Raw genomic sequence first — 15,161 nt, forward strand, 5'->3', positions numbered from 1 at the left:
GTAAAAATGCGTACATGATTTAATTCCCCTTACTTTATATTTGATTTACCTAACTAAACGTACTACCGTATGAATCCCTCTGTTATTGCCATTATTATTGTGGCCGCCATGTGGTTAGCCGCCATCTTCCTATCACTAAAAACCACTATTATTAAAGACATTAGTGATAGCCCTAACAAGCCCTACAGCTTTTCGCGCACGCAACTGCTGTGGTGGACACTTCTTATTGCCTCGTGTTTTATACTCGGGTTTGCCTACAACGAAAACCTACCCGCCATTAATAACACAGCCCTTGCCTTGTTAGGTATAGGACTAGGCACTACTACCCTTGCCCGTGTGGTGGATAATAACCAAGTAAATCAATCAAGCACCAATAATATTGTGCGCCATCAAAACCAAGCATCGCAAGGCTTTTTTACCGATTTGTTATCAGACGATACCGGCATTAGTGTTCACCGTTTTCAATCGTTTGTATTTAATGTGATTTTTGGGATAGCCTATATTACCGATTTTTTTAACCTTAATTATATCTTACCTACGTACGACAATCAACAGTTATTATTATTGGGTATTAGCTCGGGCGCATACGTAGCTTTGAAAATGAACGAAAACGGAATAAGCGGGGGGACTCAACAAGCTGCCAACCAGGCAAGTCCTGCGGTTCCGCCTACTGTACAACCAAACTACACCCCACCTGCTAACACATTTCAACCTACTCCGTCTGTTCCCCCCGTACAACCCACCACACCTACAGACCCTACTACTCCGCCAAGTAATTAGTTTTTATTGTTTTATAGATAAATTAACCCAAAGCCCCGCCAATGTGCGGGGTTTTTAGTTAATTTGCTTTACCATAAAACTATGAATCCTAAACGCATAAATATTACCAGCGGTGCCCCTTGGGAAGATATTGTAGGATATTGCCGTGCTGTGAGAATAGGAAATACTATTGAAGTGGCAGGCACTACAGCCGTTGATGAGAACGGAGTTACAGTAGGTATTGGTGATATGTACGCGCAAACCCGTTTTATTCTGCAAAAAATTGAGAAGGCATTACAGCAAGCAGGTGCAACCATGAGTGATGTAGTGCGCACTCGAATGTTTGTAACCGATATAAACCGTTGGGAAGAGGCGGGAGAAGCACACGGGGAGTTTTTTAAACACATAAAACCTGCTGCCACTATGGTGGAGGTGAGCGCACTCATAAACCCCGAATTACTAATTGAAATTGAAGTATCTGCAATAATTATTGATAATTAAATGGAAAACTATGAAGGCTTTTTTGAAGCCAATCGTGAGTTGTGGAATAAACGCACTACTGTGCACAAAGACACTGACTTTTATGATGTAAAGGGCTTTTTAGAAGGCCGTAATGTTTTAACCCCTATCGAGATGGCTGAAATTGCCAATGAAGTGAGTGGCAAAAGCCTTCTACACTTGCAGTGTCATTTCGGGATGGATACCTTGTGTTTTGCCCGTTTGGGAGCAGAAGTTACCGGGGTTGATTTATCAGACGAGGCTATTACTGAGGCACAACAACTGGCCGAAAAAGCAAGTATAAAAGCTGATTTTGTTTGTTGCAATGTGTACGATACCCGCCAACACATCAGCAAAACGTTTGATATTGTTTTTACTTCGTACGGCACCATTGGCTGGCTGCCCGATTTGAATAAATGGGCAAAAGTAATCGCTGAAAGCCTCAATAAAGGTGGTGTATTTTATATGGCCGATTTTCACCCTGTGTTATGGATGTTTGATGACGAGATGAAGTCTTTCAAATACCCGTATTATAACAAAGAAGTGATTATAACAACCAGCCAGGGTACTTATGCCGATACTACCGCTGATATAGGTAAAAAGGAATATGGCTGGAATCATAGCATCAGTGAAATATTAAATGCTTTAATAACTAACGGGCTGGAAATACAAGTTTTTAACGAGCATTATTATTCGCCTTACAACTGCTTCCAAAACACGGTAGAAATAGCTCCTGACCGCTGGCAAATAAAAGGTCTTGAGGGAATTATCCCGATGGTGTACTCGATTCGAGCTGTTAAGAAATAATAGTATGTCCCGCAAAATCATCATAGAAACACCTCGGCTATGCCTGTACGAGTTTACAGAGTCTGATGCTCCTGATTTTTATGAGTTGAACGCTGACCCTGAGGTAATGCGCTATACAGGCGACAAGGCTTTTGCAACTGTTGAGGAAGCAAGGGATTTGGTGCGCAATTACAAACAATATGAGCTGCGCGGGTATGGTAGGTGGACGATGATACACAAGCAAACGGGAGAGTTTATCGGCTGGTGCGGCCTGCGCTATTTTGAGGATTGGCAAGAAACTGACATTGGTTATCGCCTGCACCGCAGGTTTTGGAACCAAGGGTATGCCACTGAGGCAGGCAAAGCCTGTATTGAATATGGCTTTAATCAACTGAGCCTCCCACGCATTATCGGACGTGCACGAAAAGATAATCTTGCATCTATTAGAGTGTTGGAAAAACTGGGTCTTGCATTTGAAAAATTATACGAGGAAAATGGCGAAATAAATGTTTTATTTGCCGTCCATATCCATCAGCTCCGGCAATAAAGTGCGCCTTGATTTTAGTATATCCTCCGGTAGACCGGTTTCCGATAAATTTATCGAGCTGGGTTTATCTTCGTTTGCCAAAGCTGCGCAATACGTACAGCAATTGCCCTACAAACGTAATAGCAATAAAACAGATATATTAAGTCCGCTTAAAGAGCAGCGGGGTACTTGCAGTACCAAACACGCTTTGTTGGCGCAACTTGCATTTGAAAACAAGCACGCCGACGTTGTATTAAAACTGGGCATTTTTAGAATGGGTGCTAAATACTCTCCCGCTGTGGGTAAAGTACTTAGTAAATACGGACTGGAGTTTATTCCCGAAGCGCATAATTACCTGTGCTACAAAGGGCAGGTGTTTGATTTTACAACTCCTGATGCTTCACCCGATAAGTTTTTTGACGACCTGATTGTAGAGATTACTATCGACCCAAACGAAATCACTGATTTCAAAGTTTCGTACCACAAAGAGTTGCTCCAAAAGTGGATTACCTACACTCCCCTATCATTCACACTGGATGAACTTTGGAAAATCCGCGAAGAGTGCATTGTCGCATTATCAACCAACTGATTACACCTTAATTTCATCGGAAAAAAACATTGCTAATTACGCAAGGTTGTTATTTTTGCTATCAGTAGTATAAGAAATATGAAAACCAACCACGAGATAGATTACAAAATTTACGGCGAAGAAATGCAGTTTGTTGAGGTGGAACTTGACCCCCAAGAAACGGTTGTAGCCGAAGCCGGCAGCTTTATGATGATGAAGGACGGCATAAAAATGGAAACCATTTTTGGTGACGGAACTCAGCAACAACAAGGCTTTATGGGCAAATTGTTTAGCGCAGGTAAACGCCTTATAACGGGCGAAAGCCTTTTTATGACTGCTTACACCAACTTGGGAAACACAAAAAACCACGTGTCGTTTGCAGCTCCGTATGCGGGTAAAATCATCCCTCTTGACTTGTATGAGTTAGGCGGTAAAATTGTGTGCCAAAAAGATGCGTTTTTGTGCGCAGCTAAAGGAGTATCGGTAGGTATTGAGTTTCAGCGTAAACTAGGTACCGGCTTGTTTGGCGGCGAAGGCTTTATTATGCAAAAGCTTGAGGGCGATGGTGTGGCTTTTGTGCACGCAGGCGGTATGGTGATTGAAAAAGAACTGATGCCCGGCGAAGCACTTAAAATAGATACCGGTTGTATTGTAGCCTTTACATCTGGTGTTGACTACGACATCCAATTTGTAGGTGGTGTTAAAAATACCATATTTGGTGGCGAGGGCTTGTTTTTTGCAGTGCTGCGCGGCCCCGGCAAAGTATGGATACAATCATTGCCTATCAGCCGTTTGGCCAGCCGCATTTTGCAATACGGCGGTGCCAGACGCAAAGAAGAAGGCAGCCTTTTGGGCGGTCTTGGCAACTTGCTTGATGGTGATTAATAATTATCGCACCCTAATTAATACGAAGGCGGTTTATAACAAACCGCCTTTTTCATTTTCAATGGACGTACTGATAACTAACTTGCACTACTATTTATAAAACTATGAAGAAGTTCTTTTTGACTTTGATACTAAAACTGGGTTTGAAGCCCGGACAAAAAACGGTGGCCCGACAGCTAAGACAACCCAGCGGAAAGCTTGGCGTTGCAGTGGGCAATAAAATGAATATAGGCAATGCCTCCTTGTACGATTGGGTACTTGAGCAAATGAACATTGCTGATAACAGCCGCTTACTGGAAATTGGCTACGGAAACGGCAATCTGTTTACCAAAGTATTTGCCCAAGCAAACAACCTGCACATTACCGGGTTGGATTTTTCAGAAGAGATGTACAAACAAGCGGTTAAAAACTGCCAAGCACAGATACAGCAAAACCAACTTGATTTGCACTTTGGCAGCAGTGATGCCATGCCCTTTGCCGATAATAGTTTTGATGCTGTGTATTGCTGTAACGTAGTGTATTTCTGGGAAAACCCGCAAGCTCATCTTGCTGAAGTTTACAGGGTACTAAAACCGGGCGGTAAATTTTTTGCCGGAATACGCACCAAACAAACCATGCTACTAATGCCTTTTACCCAATACGGATTTGCCCTTCGCGAAAACCACGAGTGGGAAGACGTAATAAAGCAAAGCCCTTTAACATTGGTGAGTATGCCCTTGGGACATGAACCCGAAATGAGCATGAATGCTAAGCAATTTACCCCTGAGTGTGCTTGTATTATTGCACAAAAAGCAGGGTAATATCCTATATTGCAGGATACACTTATTCGACCTCTAATCAAAAAAATTATATGAAATTAAAAGTAATAACCCTGTCGTTAGCTATTGTAGCATTGGCAGCTTGCAAACAAAAAAACGAAAAAAACCACGAAGGACACCACGGCGATAGCCCTGTCGCACAAACTCCTGCCGCTGAAAACACCGCTACTACCAGTGAAAAAAAAGGAGTGTTTTTTGTGAACATTAAAGAAGGTGATATGGTAAAATCGCCGGTGATTGTTCAAATGGGCATCAATGGTATGGAAGTAGAGCCTGCGGGTGTGAAAAACGAAGGCAAAGGCCATCACCACATTATTATTGACGGTGCTGAAATTGAAACCGGACGTCCTGTGGCTAAAAACGCTACCCACATTCACTACGGTCAAGGACAAACTTCGGATACGTTAGAACTAACCCCCGGTACGCACAAATTGACCTTGCAATTTGCGGATGGCTTGCACCAATCTTATGGCCCTGAATGGAGCAATACTATTACAATAGTGGTAGAGAAATAAGAACCATTTACCCCAATTTATACAGCCCCGTTACCAATGCAGGTAGCGGGGCTTTTTTACGTGTTTTTACGTAGAAATTATCAGTAGTTGTTATTAATACGTTTTTTTTATGATAAGGTAGTTTTGATTAATAAAAACTACTATTATGAAAAGAATTTTATTTTGCATGCTCCTAATATTATTCCAAAAAGCCCCTGGATACTGTCAAATAAGTAATCAAGGCAAAAATAGTGATAGCACAAATCAGGCTGATTCATTGCAAGACGAAAACAGTAAAAACTATTATAGCCAAGATAATATTAAAAAAATAATCCAGCAAATTCTTGATGAAGAGAATGAATCAAATACTGGACTATTTAGGCTTGAACGAACAAGTAAAAAAGTACCATTGATAAAAGATTATATTAACGTTATCGATACTATTACTATAATTAATATTGACCTTGCTATTTCGGATGGTTTTATTCAAGACATAAGTATTACGGCTGCAGCAGATGGAGGAAAAGACACATTACATTTTAAAAACAAAGTATTAATCTCATTGTTATTTTTCTCACAGAGCTTAAATGATAGAATAGGTATAATTGGGAAAACTACCAACTCTAAGCTTAAAGGCTGCTTTATTAGATTAGGTGATGTCATTGGATATTATCCAAATGTTGGAAAAAATTTCATTCCTGATGACCAAATAATACACCTTGATAATTCAAATACTCAAGTACAACTTAGTAAAAAAATATCTTTAAATTACTTGTTTGATATACGAGTATATTCTGACGTGCTAGGTACATTTTTCAATCAACCGAACGGAATTGCAAATACTGAAGGGAGTTTGAAAATTGTTACGAATACAAACAATATAAATGACTCAAGGTTTGTTGCACTGAATTATTTAAAACCATACTTTGGCGTAAGTAAGTTTGACAATAGCTTTGGAGTAACAGCTACGGATACGCTATTAAATCGTATCGGCAGACAAAATTTACTGCAACGCTCTTGGCTGAATTACGGTTTAAGTCTTAATCTTTTTAAATATTGGTTCACGGGTGCCTCGAGATATGATGCTCTCGGGGTTAATATCGGACACAATGGATACTTATCTCGGGTTGTGAATAGGCCATCAGACACTAGTAATGTATTAATAAATAACTGGTACGCTGAGCTGTTTTTTGAATTTAAAGTAAATGATTTTTTTGGAATTGACATTTGTAGTAGATTATTATCTTCAAACATACCAAACATTCAAAATGTGAATAATAATAAATCAAGATTATTATTTAACCCTAAAGTGGAATTGTATTATAAACAACCCAAAAAACAAAGTCGTTTATACTTAAGGTTCAATTCTTTTATTGATGACAAAGAACGGGATAATGGCTTCTTCCAATTACAGTTAGGATATTCAAAAAATCTCAATGAAATTATCGAAGACTAATCTAAAAAAATAATAAAAAAAATCCCCGCCAAAATTGGCGGGGATTTTTTGTTTATAGTGATATGCTGAAACAAGTTCAGCATTGGGATTAATACATACCGTCCATACCGCCGGGCATACCGCCACCGTGAGCAGCTGGTTTTTCTTCTTTTTCTTCAGCAAGTATGCACTCAGTAGTCAAAATCATGCTGGCTACAGAAGCTGCATTTTGCAAAGCAACGCGGCTCACTTTAGTTGGGTCGATAACACCTGCTGCAATCAAGTTTTCATACTTTTCAGTGCGGGCGTTAAAGCCAAAGTCAGCAGTGCCTTCTTTTACTTTATTTACTACTACTGAACCTTCGCCACCTGCGTTAGCAACAATCTGACGTAAAGGCTCTTCGATAGAACGACGGATGATATGGATACCCGTATTTTCGTCATCATTGGCTCCTGTTAGGTTTGCCAATGACTCAATAGCGCGGATATAAGCCACACCACCACCTGCAACGATACCTTCTTCTACCGCAGCGCGAGTAGCGTGCAAAGCATCATCCACACGGTCTTTTTTCTCTTTCATTTCTACCTCAGTAGCAGCACCGATGTAAAGAACAGCAACACCGCCGGCCAATTTAGCCAAACGCTCTTGCAATTTTTCTTTATCGTAATCGCTGGTGGTAGATTCGATTTGAGATTTAATTTGGTTGATACGGGCAGAGATATTTTCTTTTTCGCCGGCACCGTTGATAATGGTAGTATTATCTTTATCAATGCTGATTTTCTCAGCCCTACCTAATTGTTCCAAGGTAGCGTTTTCAAGTTTCCAGCCTTGCTCTTCGCTGATAACATAACCACCTGTAAGGATAGCAATGTCTTCTAGCATAGCCTTGCGGCGGTCGCCAAAGCCCGGAGCTTTTACAGCAGCAATTTTCAATGAACCGCGCAATTTGTTCACCACCAAAGTAGCCAACGCTTCGCCGTCCAAATCTTCAGCAATAATTACCAAAGGCTTGCCGGTTTGCACCACTTGCTCCAAAATGGGCAGTATTTCTTTCATGCTGCTTATTTTCTTATCGTAAATAAGGATGAAAGGTGATTCCAATTCGGCAATCATTTTCTCAGTGTTGGTAACAAAGTATGCCGATAGGTAACCGCGGTCAAACTGCATACCTTCTACAGTTTTCACTTCAGTTTCAGTACCTTTAGCTTCTTCAACTGTAATCACACCTTCTTTGCCAACTTTAGCCATTGCATCAGCAATAAGTTTACCGATTACTTCGTCGTTGTTGGCAGAAATAGTAGCTACTTGCTCAATTTTGCTGTTATCAGCACCCACTTCTTGTGATTGGCTCTTAAGGTTATTGATGATAGCTTCAACAGCTTTATCAATACCGCGTTTCAAATCCATTGGGTTTGCACCTGCAGCCACGTTTTTCAAACCGGCTGTTACAATGGCTTGTGCCAATACGGTAGCAGTAGTAGTACCATCACCTGCAATATCAGCAGTTTTGCTGGCTACTTCTTTTACCATTTGGGCACCCATGTTTTCAATAGGGTCTTGCAATTCAATTTCTTTAGCAACAGTAACACCGTCTTTGGTTACTGCGGGCGAGCCGAATTTTTTGTCGATAACAACGTTGCGGCCTTTAGGACCAAGGGTCACTTTTACTGCATTTGCCAATGCATCAACGCCACGCTTCAAACCATCGCGTGCATCTACACTATATTGAATTTTCTTTGCCATATTTTTATAGTTTTATATTCTTACGGGTTGATTGATGATTGATTAAAGAATAGCGAAAATGTCGCTTTCACGCATAATAAGGTAATCTTTACCTTCTACACTTATTTCAGTACCGGCGTATTTACCGTACAATACAACATCACCGGCTTTAACGGCGGGTTTGTTTCCTTTCTCATCCACTTCACTAACTGATACCACGGTGCCTCTTTGGGGCTTTTCTTTGGCTGAATCGGGGATGATGATGCCTGATGCGGTTTTAGTCTCTGCGGGTGCAGGCTCAACAACAACTCTATTTTGAGTTCCTGCTACTGGTTTTAGTGTCATAGATATAATTACTTTTATTTTTAAAGTTTAAGTTGTACTGCCTCACTTGCCACTTTTATGCCAATCCGTTTTTTGTGACAGCTTTGCAAAAATACTGACAGAATGACAAATTAGCTCTCTATTGTATATTTTTTTTGCTGACAGTTCAACCTGTCAAACAAATTAAAAGACAGATTATCAATAACATGAAAATTTTTCACCCACACTTTTGTCGATAATTGACTCGCCCGATAAACGTTTCTATCTCATTTATCTTCTATTACAATATCATCTAAACCAATTGTTATATGAGAGGCTTAAATAAACTAATTCATGCTGCTGCTCTTATTACTATCTTATGTGTTATAAGCTGTAAAAAGACCGACCCCATCGAAAACACTCCATCACCCGACACAAATACAAATGTCCCCTCAAACAATTATAACCCGCCTGCGGTAACGTTTTTAGCGCCTGTGCAGGGCTTTGTTACTGACGATGCTAACAACCCTGTTAGCGGGGTTGAAGTGAAAACGGGCAATAAGACTGCTACTACTGATATTAACGGATATTTTAAAATTGATAACGCTCCATTTACCGGTGATTTTTGCTACTTAAGGGCTTCAAAAAAAGGGTTCTTTACTGGTTCAACTACTATACATGGTAAAGCGGGAAGTGATTTTGCCGCTGATTTGGTAATACAACCCCAACAATACATTGCTTCTTTTCCTGCTGTACAGGGTAACACCGTAGCATTACAAGGAGGCAGTAGTGTTGTTTTTCCGGCCAACGGGTTTGTTACTTCAACAGGGGCTGCTTATACAGGCAATGTAAACATAGCTGCGGTGCATCTTAACCCTGAAGCGAAGAATTTTAGCAGCTTGATACCCGGCGGTGATTTGCGTGCTTTTGATGCCAACAACCAAAACGTGCAACTGTTTTCGTACGGTATGCTGAATGTAGAAATGCGGGACGATGCAGGCAATTTGCTACAATTGGCAAAAGGTAAGAAGGCTACACTTACCATGCCTGTACCACAAACCTTACTATCAAATGCTCCAACTACTATACCGCTATGGTATTTTGACGATGTAAAAGGGATTTGGATTGAGGAGGGCAGTGCCACTATGCAGGGCAATAATTATGTAGGAACTGTGGCACATTTTACTGCTTGGAATTGGGATCAACCATTTCCACCCTCGATGATAAAAGGAAAAGTAGTAGATGACGCCGGAAACCCTGTTCAGCATATCGTTTTAAAAGTTAACCAAACTTATGTTACTACTGATAGCAAAGGTGAATTTAAAGTACTTGTGATAGCAGGTTCTGACGTAACTATTGATTATTTGGATAAAATAAATGAAACATTTTTTGGTGTAAACATTAAAGCTAAAGCTCCACAAGAGAATGAAACTTTAGACTTAGGTAAAATCGTTTTCAGCGCAGGCACTCAAATAACAACAACGGTAAAAAACTGTGATGGTTCGGTGTTTACAGGATATGCCCTTTTAAGGTTTGGCAATCTTAACAAAAACCTCCCTATATCAAATTCAAAATGTACGTTTAACATCTCCACACTAGGAGTTGGTGATGCGGAGTTAATTTTTTTCTCTAGCGACCTTGTAAATCAACAATCAAAAAAGTTCACCGTCCCCACTACTCCTTCGAAAAAAGACTTAGGTGAAGTTTTTGTTTGTGCTGGCAATAACTTGATAGAATATTTCTCTTTTACTTACCAAAAAATCGGTGGCGAACCAGTTAGGGTACGTATATTTACTCCTGCATTGTCATTTTATGAATATAAAATTCCTGATAAATTATCTTGGATTGAGATGACAAACGGAATAGATACACCACAGGGCATGTCAATACGTGTTCATTCAGAAAATAAGCCTGGAACATACACAATAACAAGTCAAGACCCTTCTTCCAGTTTTTATTATAGCGGAGTTGATGAGAACAACACATCCATTATATTATTATCAAATAATATGACCATTACGTTTACGGAATTCCGAGAACGTTTTGGAGGTGCATGGAATTTGGTGTCAGGTACATTTTCAGGCACAGCAAAACTTGGCTCTGAAGACGTAGTGATAACTAACGGCTCTTTTAGAACAAAAGGCCTTTAATTAAACACACCCTTTAATCAAAAGGAAACCCGACCCTGTGTCGGGTTTTTTATTTCTACGAAAATGTACATGCAAATATTTAAGTGCGCTTAGAATCATTTTGCAAAACAATACATTAAAATAATTATGCTGTGTTAATGAAATTTACGGGTAATTGAAGTTTTCCAAACTGCACTAAATGGGTATAACATACAAAAATACCCTTGGAAAAAATCAGTATTACTAAACGAACCTATCGTTCATCGAATTTTCGTATAAAAAAACAACAGGAAACCATTAGAATTTGTAATCTCTTTATATTCGTGAATAGCCTATATGTAGTTAGTTTAGTTTACTATTAATTATTATACATTTAATCACTATCTAATCAATGAAAAAAAGATTTTTTTCAATTGCTGTTGTATGCTTTTTAGCAACGGCTGTTCTATTTAATTCGTGTAAAAAAACTGAGGAGTCGGGCCTCAGCAATCCAACAACAAACACACCTAAACACAACTACACACCCCCTGCTGTTACATTTTCAGCTCCGGTAGAAGGTTTTGTAATTGATGAAAACGGGAATGCCGTTAGTGCTGCCGAAGTGAAAACAGGCAGTAAAACAACTACAACTAACCAAAACGGATATTTTAGGATTGAAGCAGCCCCATTTACGGGAGACTTTTGTTATATCAAAGCGGTGAAGAAAGGTTTCTTTATAGGTTCAACTACCATTCATGGGCAGGCGGGAAATAGCCATGCCACTGAATTGATAATGGTATCCCAAAATAATATCGTTTCGTTCGCTGCCGCTCAGGGAAAAACCATCACTCTGCAAGGTGGTGCAACTGTTAAGCTGCCTGCTAACGGGTTTGTTACATCTTCGGGCAAAGCATACACGGGCAATGTTAATGTTGCGGTAATGCATCTTAATCCCGAGGCAAAAAATTTCAGTAGCCTGATACCCGGTGGTGATTTAAGGGCTTTTAATGCCGAAGGTCAAAACGTGCAACTATATTCATACGGCATGATGAATGTAGAGATGCGCGATGACGCAGGTAACCTGCTACAATTAGCTTCGGGTCAAAAATCAACCCTTACCATACCTGTTCCTGTTTCTATGACAGCCCCCGCCTCTATTCCTTTGTGGTATTTTGATGAAGACAAAGGGGTATGGATTGAAGAAGGGAAAGCTGCTTTGCAGGGTACAAATTATGTGGGTACGGTTTCGCATTTTACCTATTGGAATGTTGACAAGCCATGCCCTCCGGCAATTGTTAAAGGCAAGGTTGTTGACAGTGACGGAAATCCTGTAGGATGGATAAACATACAAATCGGGCAAAAAAAGGTTTTTTCAAATAACGACGGCACTTTCCGTATTTACACATCAAGTGATGAGGATATAATAGTGGATGTAATAGATTGGGAAACTGGTAATCCGATGGGAATTAATAAATCAGTTCATACCCCTGCATTGGGTCAAACATTGGATATTGGTACAATTACACTTCCTGCCCAATCTAAAATTAAATTAAAAGCCAATGTGCTTGATTGTAACGATAAGCCTTTCACAGGTTTTGCCATTATTAAAAAAGGTAATTATAAAGGCAGAACATTTGTAAAAAATTCTGTTTTCAACTACCATATCACTCCGTCAGGCGGTGAGGCCGACATTGAAATCTATTCAAACGACGGTTCTGAATTTAATATAAGTAAGGTAACCTTACCGTCTAATGCTTCTGTTGCTGAGAAAGATCTGGGCACTATAAAAGTTTGTAATAATGTAGCAAACTCTGATTACGTGAAATTTACTTATACCTTACCGGGTCAGCAACCTGTTACTATTATTAAAACTTCACCCAAATTTCCTGTAGCCTCGTATAATACCACTGGAAAATCTACAGGAATTAGTTTTACGGATGGTGCAACGGAGGCAGAAAGAACATTTGCTTTTTGGATTGGGTTTAGTGGTGGAACAGTTGGGGATTATTTTACCACTCACAATCAGTCGGGGATTCCCGGGGGATCTTTGGGATATCTGGATTTTCCTGAGACCTTTCAAATTCAATCTGATTCTACAATAGTAAAAATAACATCCTACGGAACAGTGGGGAATGATATAAAGGGTACCTTTTCAGGTAAGGTACGCATAAACGATTGGTTTAATGACGATTACCATATACACCCTTTGGGAGAAATAACAGGGGAATTTAAAATAAAACGTGGAGCGGATAAATAGTATAAATAAAACTTATGCGTTCTTTAAAACCCGTTGCAATGCAACGGGTTTTTTATTTATACAAAACTGCATTCGTCGATATTTTAATAACCCACCCAACTCTTTATCAAAACAGCACGTGTATAGTATCAAAGGCGCCTATCATTTAATCAAAACCAGTTATTATGAAATCAACAAAAAAAATCCCCGTGCTGCTTGTAGGGTTGCTGTTACTGTTTTTTATCAGCAATTGTAAAAAGCAAGAATCTCCGGCTCCTAGCGATATTAACGGAACATCTAACCCAACAGTTCCTCCCAACCCATACAACCCTCCTGCCGTAACCTTTACTGCTCCTGTTATGGGCTTTGTAGTTGATGAAGCCAACAACCCCGTACAAAATGCAGTAGTGAGCACCGGTGGCCAAACCTTTACTACCGATGTTAATGGTGCATTTGAATTTAAATCAGTTCCGTTTACGGGTGATTTTTGTTACCTAAAAGCCACCAAAAACGGCTATTTCTTCGGTTCTACTACCGTACAAGGAAAATCGGGCGGCAGCTTTGCTACCCAATTAGTAATGGTATCACAAACCAACCGACAAACCTTTGCTGCTACTGATGCAAAAACAATAACCATTGCCAACGGTGCATCGGTTGATTTTCCTGCGAACGCTATTAAAACCCTTGACGGTAAGCCCTACACAAGTAATGTTGAGGTAGCTACTACTTACCTTAACCCCAACGATGCCAATTTTAGCCAAGTAACCCCCGGTGGTGATTTGCGTGCTTATAACCTGCAAGGCCAAGACGTGATGTTATACTCATACGGTATGGTGGGTGTTGAATTACGCGACAACACAGGAAAACCGCTGCAACTTGCCGACGGTAAAAAAGCAACCGTAACTATGCCTGTGCCTGCGGGGATGCAAAATGCTCCTGCCACAATCCCTCTTTGGTATTTTGACGAAAACAAAGGAGTATGGATAGAAGAAGGTAGTGCCAAATTGCAAAACGGCAGCTATGTGGGCACAGTAACCCACTTTACGTATTGGAACTGTGACATACCCGGAACCCGAGCAAAATTGAAAGGCAAACTAAAAGATTGTGAAGGGGACGTGGTAAACGACATGATGGTGAGAACCGGACAAACCAACGCTTGGGTTGACAAAGATGGCAATTGGGAACGTTGGGTGCCCTCAGGAGTTAAATTTGAACTGGATGCAGATGATTTTTTAACGGGTAACATTGTTGATTTAAATATCCCCGTGCCGGTACTTACTAATGAGCAAGTACACGATATGGGAGTTATTACCGTTCCTTGCCGCCAGAAAGTGAAAGGTTCTGTTACCGATTGCGATAACAACCCGTTTAATGGGTATGTGATTATAAAAACTGCTTCTAAAACCTTCAGAAGCCCTATAGTTAACGGCAAACTAAAAGCTACAGTTTACAGCAACGGCGAAACGGCTGATGTGTACTTTTACAATGCTACCGCTGGCCAATTAACTAAAATTACCATTACACTTCCTGCCACCGGAAAATCGGTGGATTTGGGAAACCTTGTAGCCTGCCCGCCAAAAACTGTTACCCCAAAATTCAGCTTTGATTACGATGACGGTACAGGAGTTCAATCAGTAACTTTTAGCAACATTACGACCGGAAACGGCACTTATTATACCACATCTGACTACATGAACATTCTTATTGAAGGCTCACAAAATACCGCACAGTTTATGTTTGTGGATCCAAAACTAGGCCCGCAAAACCCGAGTAACGATAGTATTTTCATACAAGTAGGTGGTAAATATTTCCAAGGAATTTCTACTAACTGCACCATTACAAAATACGAAGCCCCGGGCGGTGAAGTAAGCGGCACATTTAACGGCACAATGACAATTTATCCCGGTAATACCCCTGTAACTGTTACCAACGGTAAGTTTACCGTATTGCGTATGCCCGACGAACAATAATACTGATTCACTAATAGGTTTAAACTCTCCCCTTGCCCTGCGCATTATTTAT

The 15,161-nt window shown here is 40.2% G+C and carries 14 protein-coding genes; 12 read left to right on the forward strand and 2 right to left on the reverse strand.

Annotated elements, in window-relative coordinates; all coding sequences use genetic code 11:
• Positions 1-69: 69 nt before the first annotated feature.
• The 9 genes from F9K23_06575 (at position 70) to F9K23_06615 (ending at position 6,790) form a co-directional block, all read left to right on the forward strand.
• Positions 70-780 carry a hypothetical protein gene (locus tag F9K23_06575; protein ID KAB2916860.1) on the forward strand — a complete coding sequence of 237 codons (711 nt, stop codon included), beginning with the start codon at positions 70-72 and terminating at the stop codon, positions 778-780.
• 81 nt (positions 781-861) lie between these two features.
• Positions 862-1,260: a RidA family protein gene (locus tag F9K23_06580; GenBank protein KAB2916861.1), complete on the forward strand. Its 399-nt coding sequence runs from the start codon at positions 862-864 to the stop codon at positions 1,258-1,260.
• The gene (locus F9K23_06585; GenBank protein ID KAB2916862.1) at positions 1,261-2,064 is read left to right on the forward strand and encodes a class I SAM-dependent methyltransferase; all 804 of its coding nucleotides are present in this window, start codon (positions 1,261-1,263) and stop codon (positions 2,062-2,064) included. It abuts the gene before it with no gap.
• 4 nt (positions 2,065-2,068) lie between these two features.
• The gene (locus tag F9K23_06590; GenBank protein KAB2916863.1) at positions 2,069-2,590 is read left to right on the forward strand and encodes a GNAT family N-acetyltransferase; all 522 of its coding nucleotides are present in this window, start codon (positions 2,069-2,071) and stop codon (positions 2,588-2,590) included.
• The gene (locus tag F9K23_06595; protein ID KAB2916864.1) at positions 2,550-3,158 is read left to right on the forward strand and encodes a hypothetical protein; all 609 of its coding nucleotides are present in this window, start codon (positions 2,550-2,552) and stop codon (positions 3,156-3,158) included. Before F9K23_06590 ends, F9K23_06595 begins: the two co-directional genes overlap by 41 nt.
• 78 nt (positions 3,159-3,236) lie before the next feature.
• Positions 3,237-4,022 carry a TIGR00266 family protein gene (locus F9K23_06600; protein ID KAB2916865.1) on the forward strand — a complete coding sequence of 262 codons (786 nt, stop codon included), beginning with the start codon at positions 3,237-3,239 and terminating at the stop codon, positions 4,020-4,022.
• Between the two features lie 104 nt (positions 4,023-4,126).
• The gene (locus F9K23_06605) at positions 4,127-4,822 is read left to right on the forward strand and encodes a class I SAM-dependent methyltransferase (protein KAB2916866.1); all 696 of its coding nucleotides are present in this window, start codon (positions 4,127-4,129) and stop codon (positions 4,820-4,822) included.
• Positions 4,823-4,872: 50 nt separating this feature from the next.
• Positions 4,873-5,355 carry a DUF4399 domain-containing protein gene (locus F9K23_06610; protein KAB2916867.1) on the forward strand — a complete coding sequence of 161 codons (483 nt, stop codon included), beginning with the start codon at positions 4,873-4,875 and terminating at the stop codon, positions 5,353-5,355.
• Between the two features lie 145 nt (positions 5,356-5,500).
• Entirely contained in the window at positions 5,501-6,790 is a 1,290-nt protein-coding gene (locus F9K23_06615; protein KAB2916868.1) for a hypothetical protein, read from the forward strand.
• A gap of 88 nt (positions 6,791-6,878) precedes the next feature.
• Here the strand turns inward: F9K23_06615 and groL are convergent, their stop codons facing one another.
• The gene (groL, locus tag F9K23_06620) at positions 6,879-8,513 is read right to left on the reverse strand and encodes a chaperonin GroEL (GenBank protein KAB2916869.1); all 1,635 of its coding nucleotides are present in this window, start codon (positions 8,511-8,513) and stop codon (positions 6,879-6,881) included.
• Positions 8,514-8,555: 42 nt separating this feature from the next.
• Entirely contained in the window at positions 8,556-8,837 is a 282-nt protein-coding gene (locus tag F9K23_06625) for a co-chaperone GroES (GenBank protein ID KAB2916870.1), read from the reverse strand.
• A 287-nt stretch (positions 8,838-9,124) separates the two neighbouring features.
• Here F9K23_06625 and F9K23_06630 point away from each other — a divergent pair, with 287 nt between their 5' ends.
• The 3 genes from F9K23_06630 to F9K23_06640 all read left to right on the forward strand — a co-directional run bounded on the left by F9K23_06630 (position 9,125) and on the right by F9K23_06640 (position 15,109).
• Complete coding sequence (locus tag F9K23_06630; protein ID KAB2916871.1) at positions 9,125-10,945, forward strand: carboxypeptidase regulatory-like domain-containing protein; 1,821 nt, start codon at positions 9,125-9,127, stop codon at positions 10,943-10,945.
• 370 nt (positions 10,946-11,315) lie between these two features.
• Positions 11,316-13,160, forward strand: a complete 1,845-nt coding sequence (locus F9K23_06635; GenBank protein KAB2916872.1) for a carboxypeptidase regulatory-like domain-containing protein — start codon at positions 11,316-11,318, stop codon at positions 13,158-13,160.
• Between the two features lie 164 nt (positions 13,161-13,324).
• Positions 13,325-15,109 (forward strand): carboxypeptidase regulatory-like domain-containing protein, encoded by a 1,785-nt coding sequence (locus F9K23_06640; protein KAB2916873.1) that lies wholly within the window; start codon positions 13,325-13,327, stop codon positions 15,107-15,109.
• Positions 15,110-15,161: the final 52 nt, after the last annotated feature.

This window comes from Bacteroidota bacterium (assembly GCA_008933805.1).
GTDB lineage: Bacteria > Bacteroidota > Bacteroidia > UBA8524 > UBA8524 > SB11.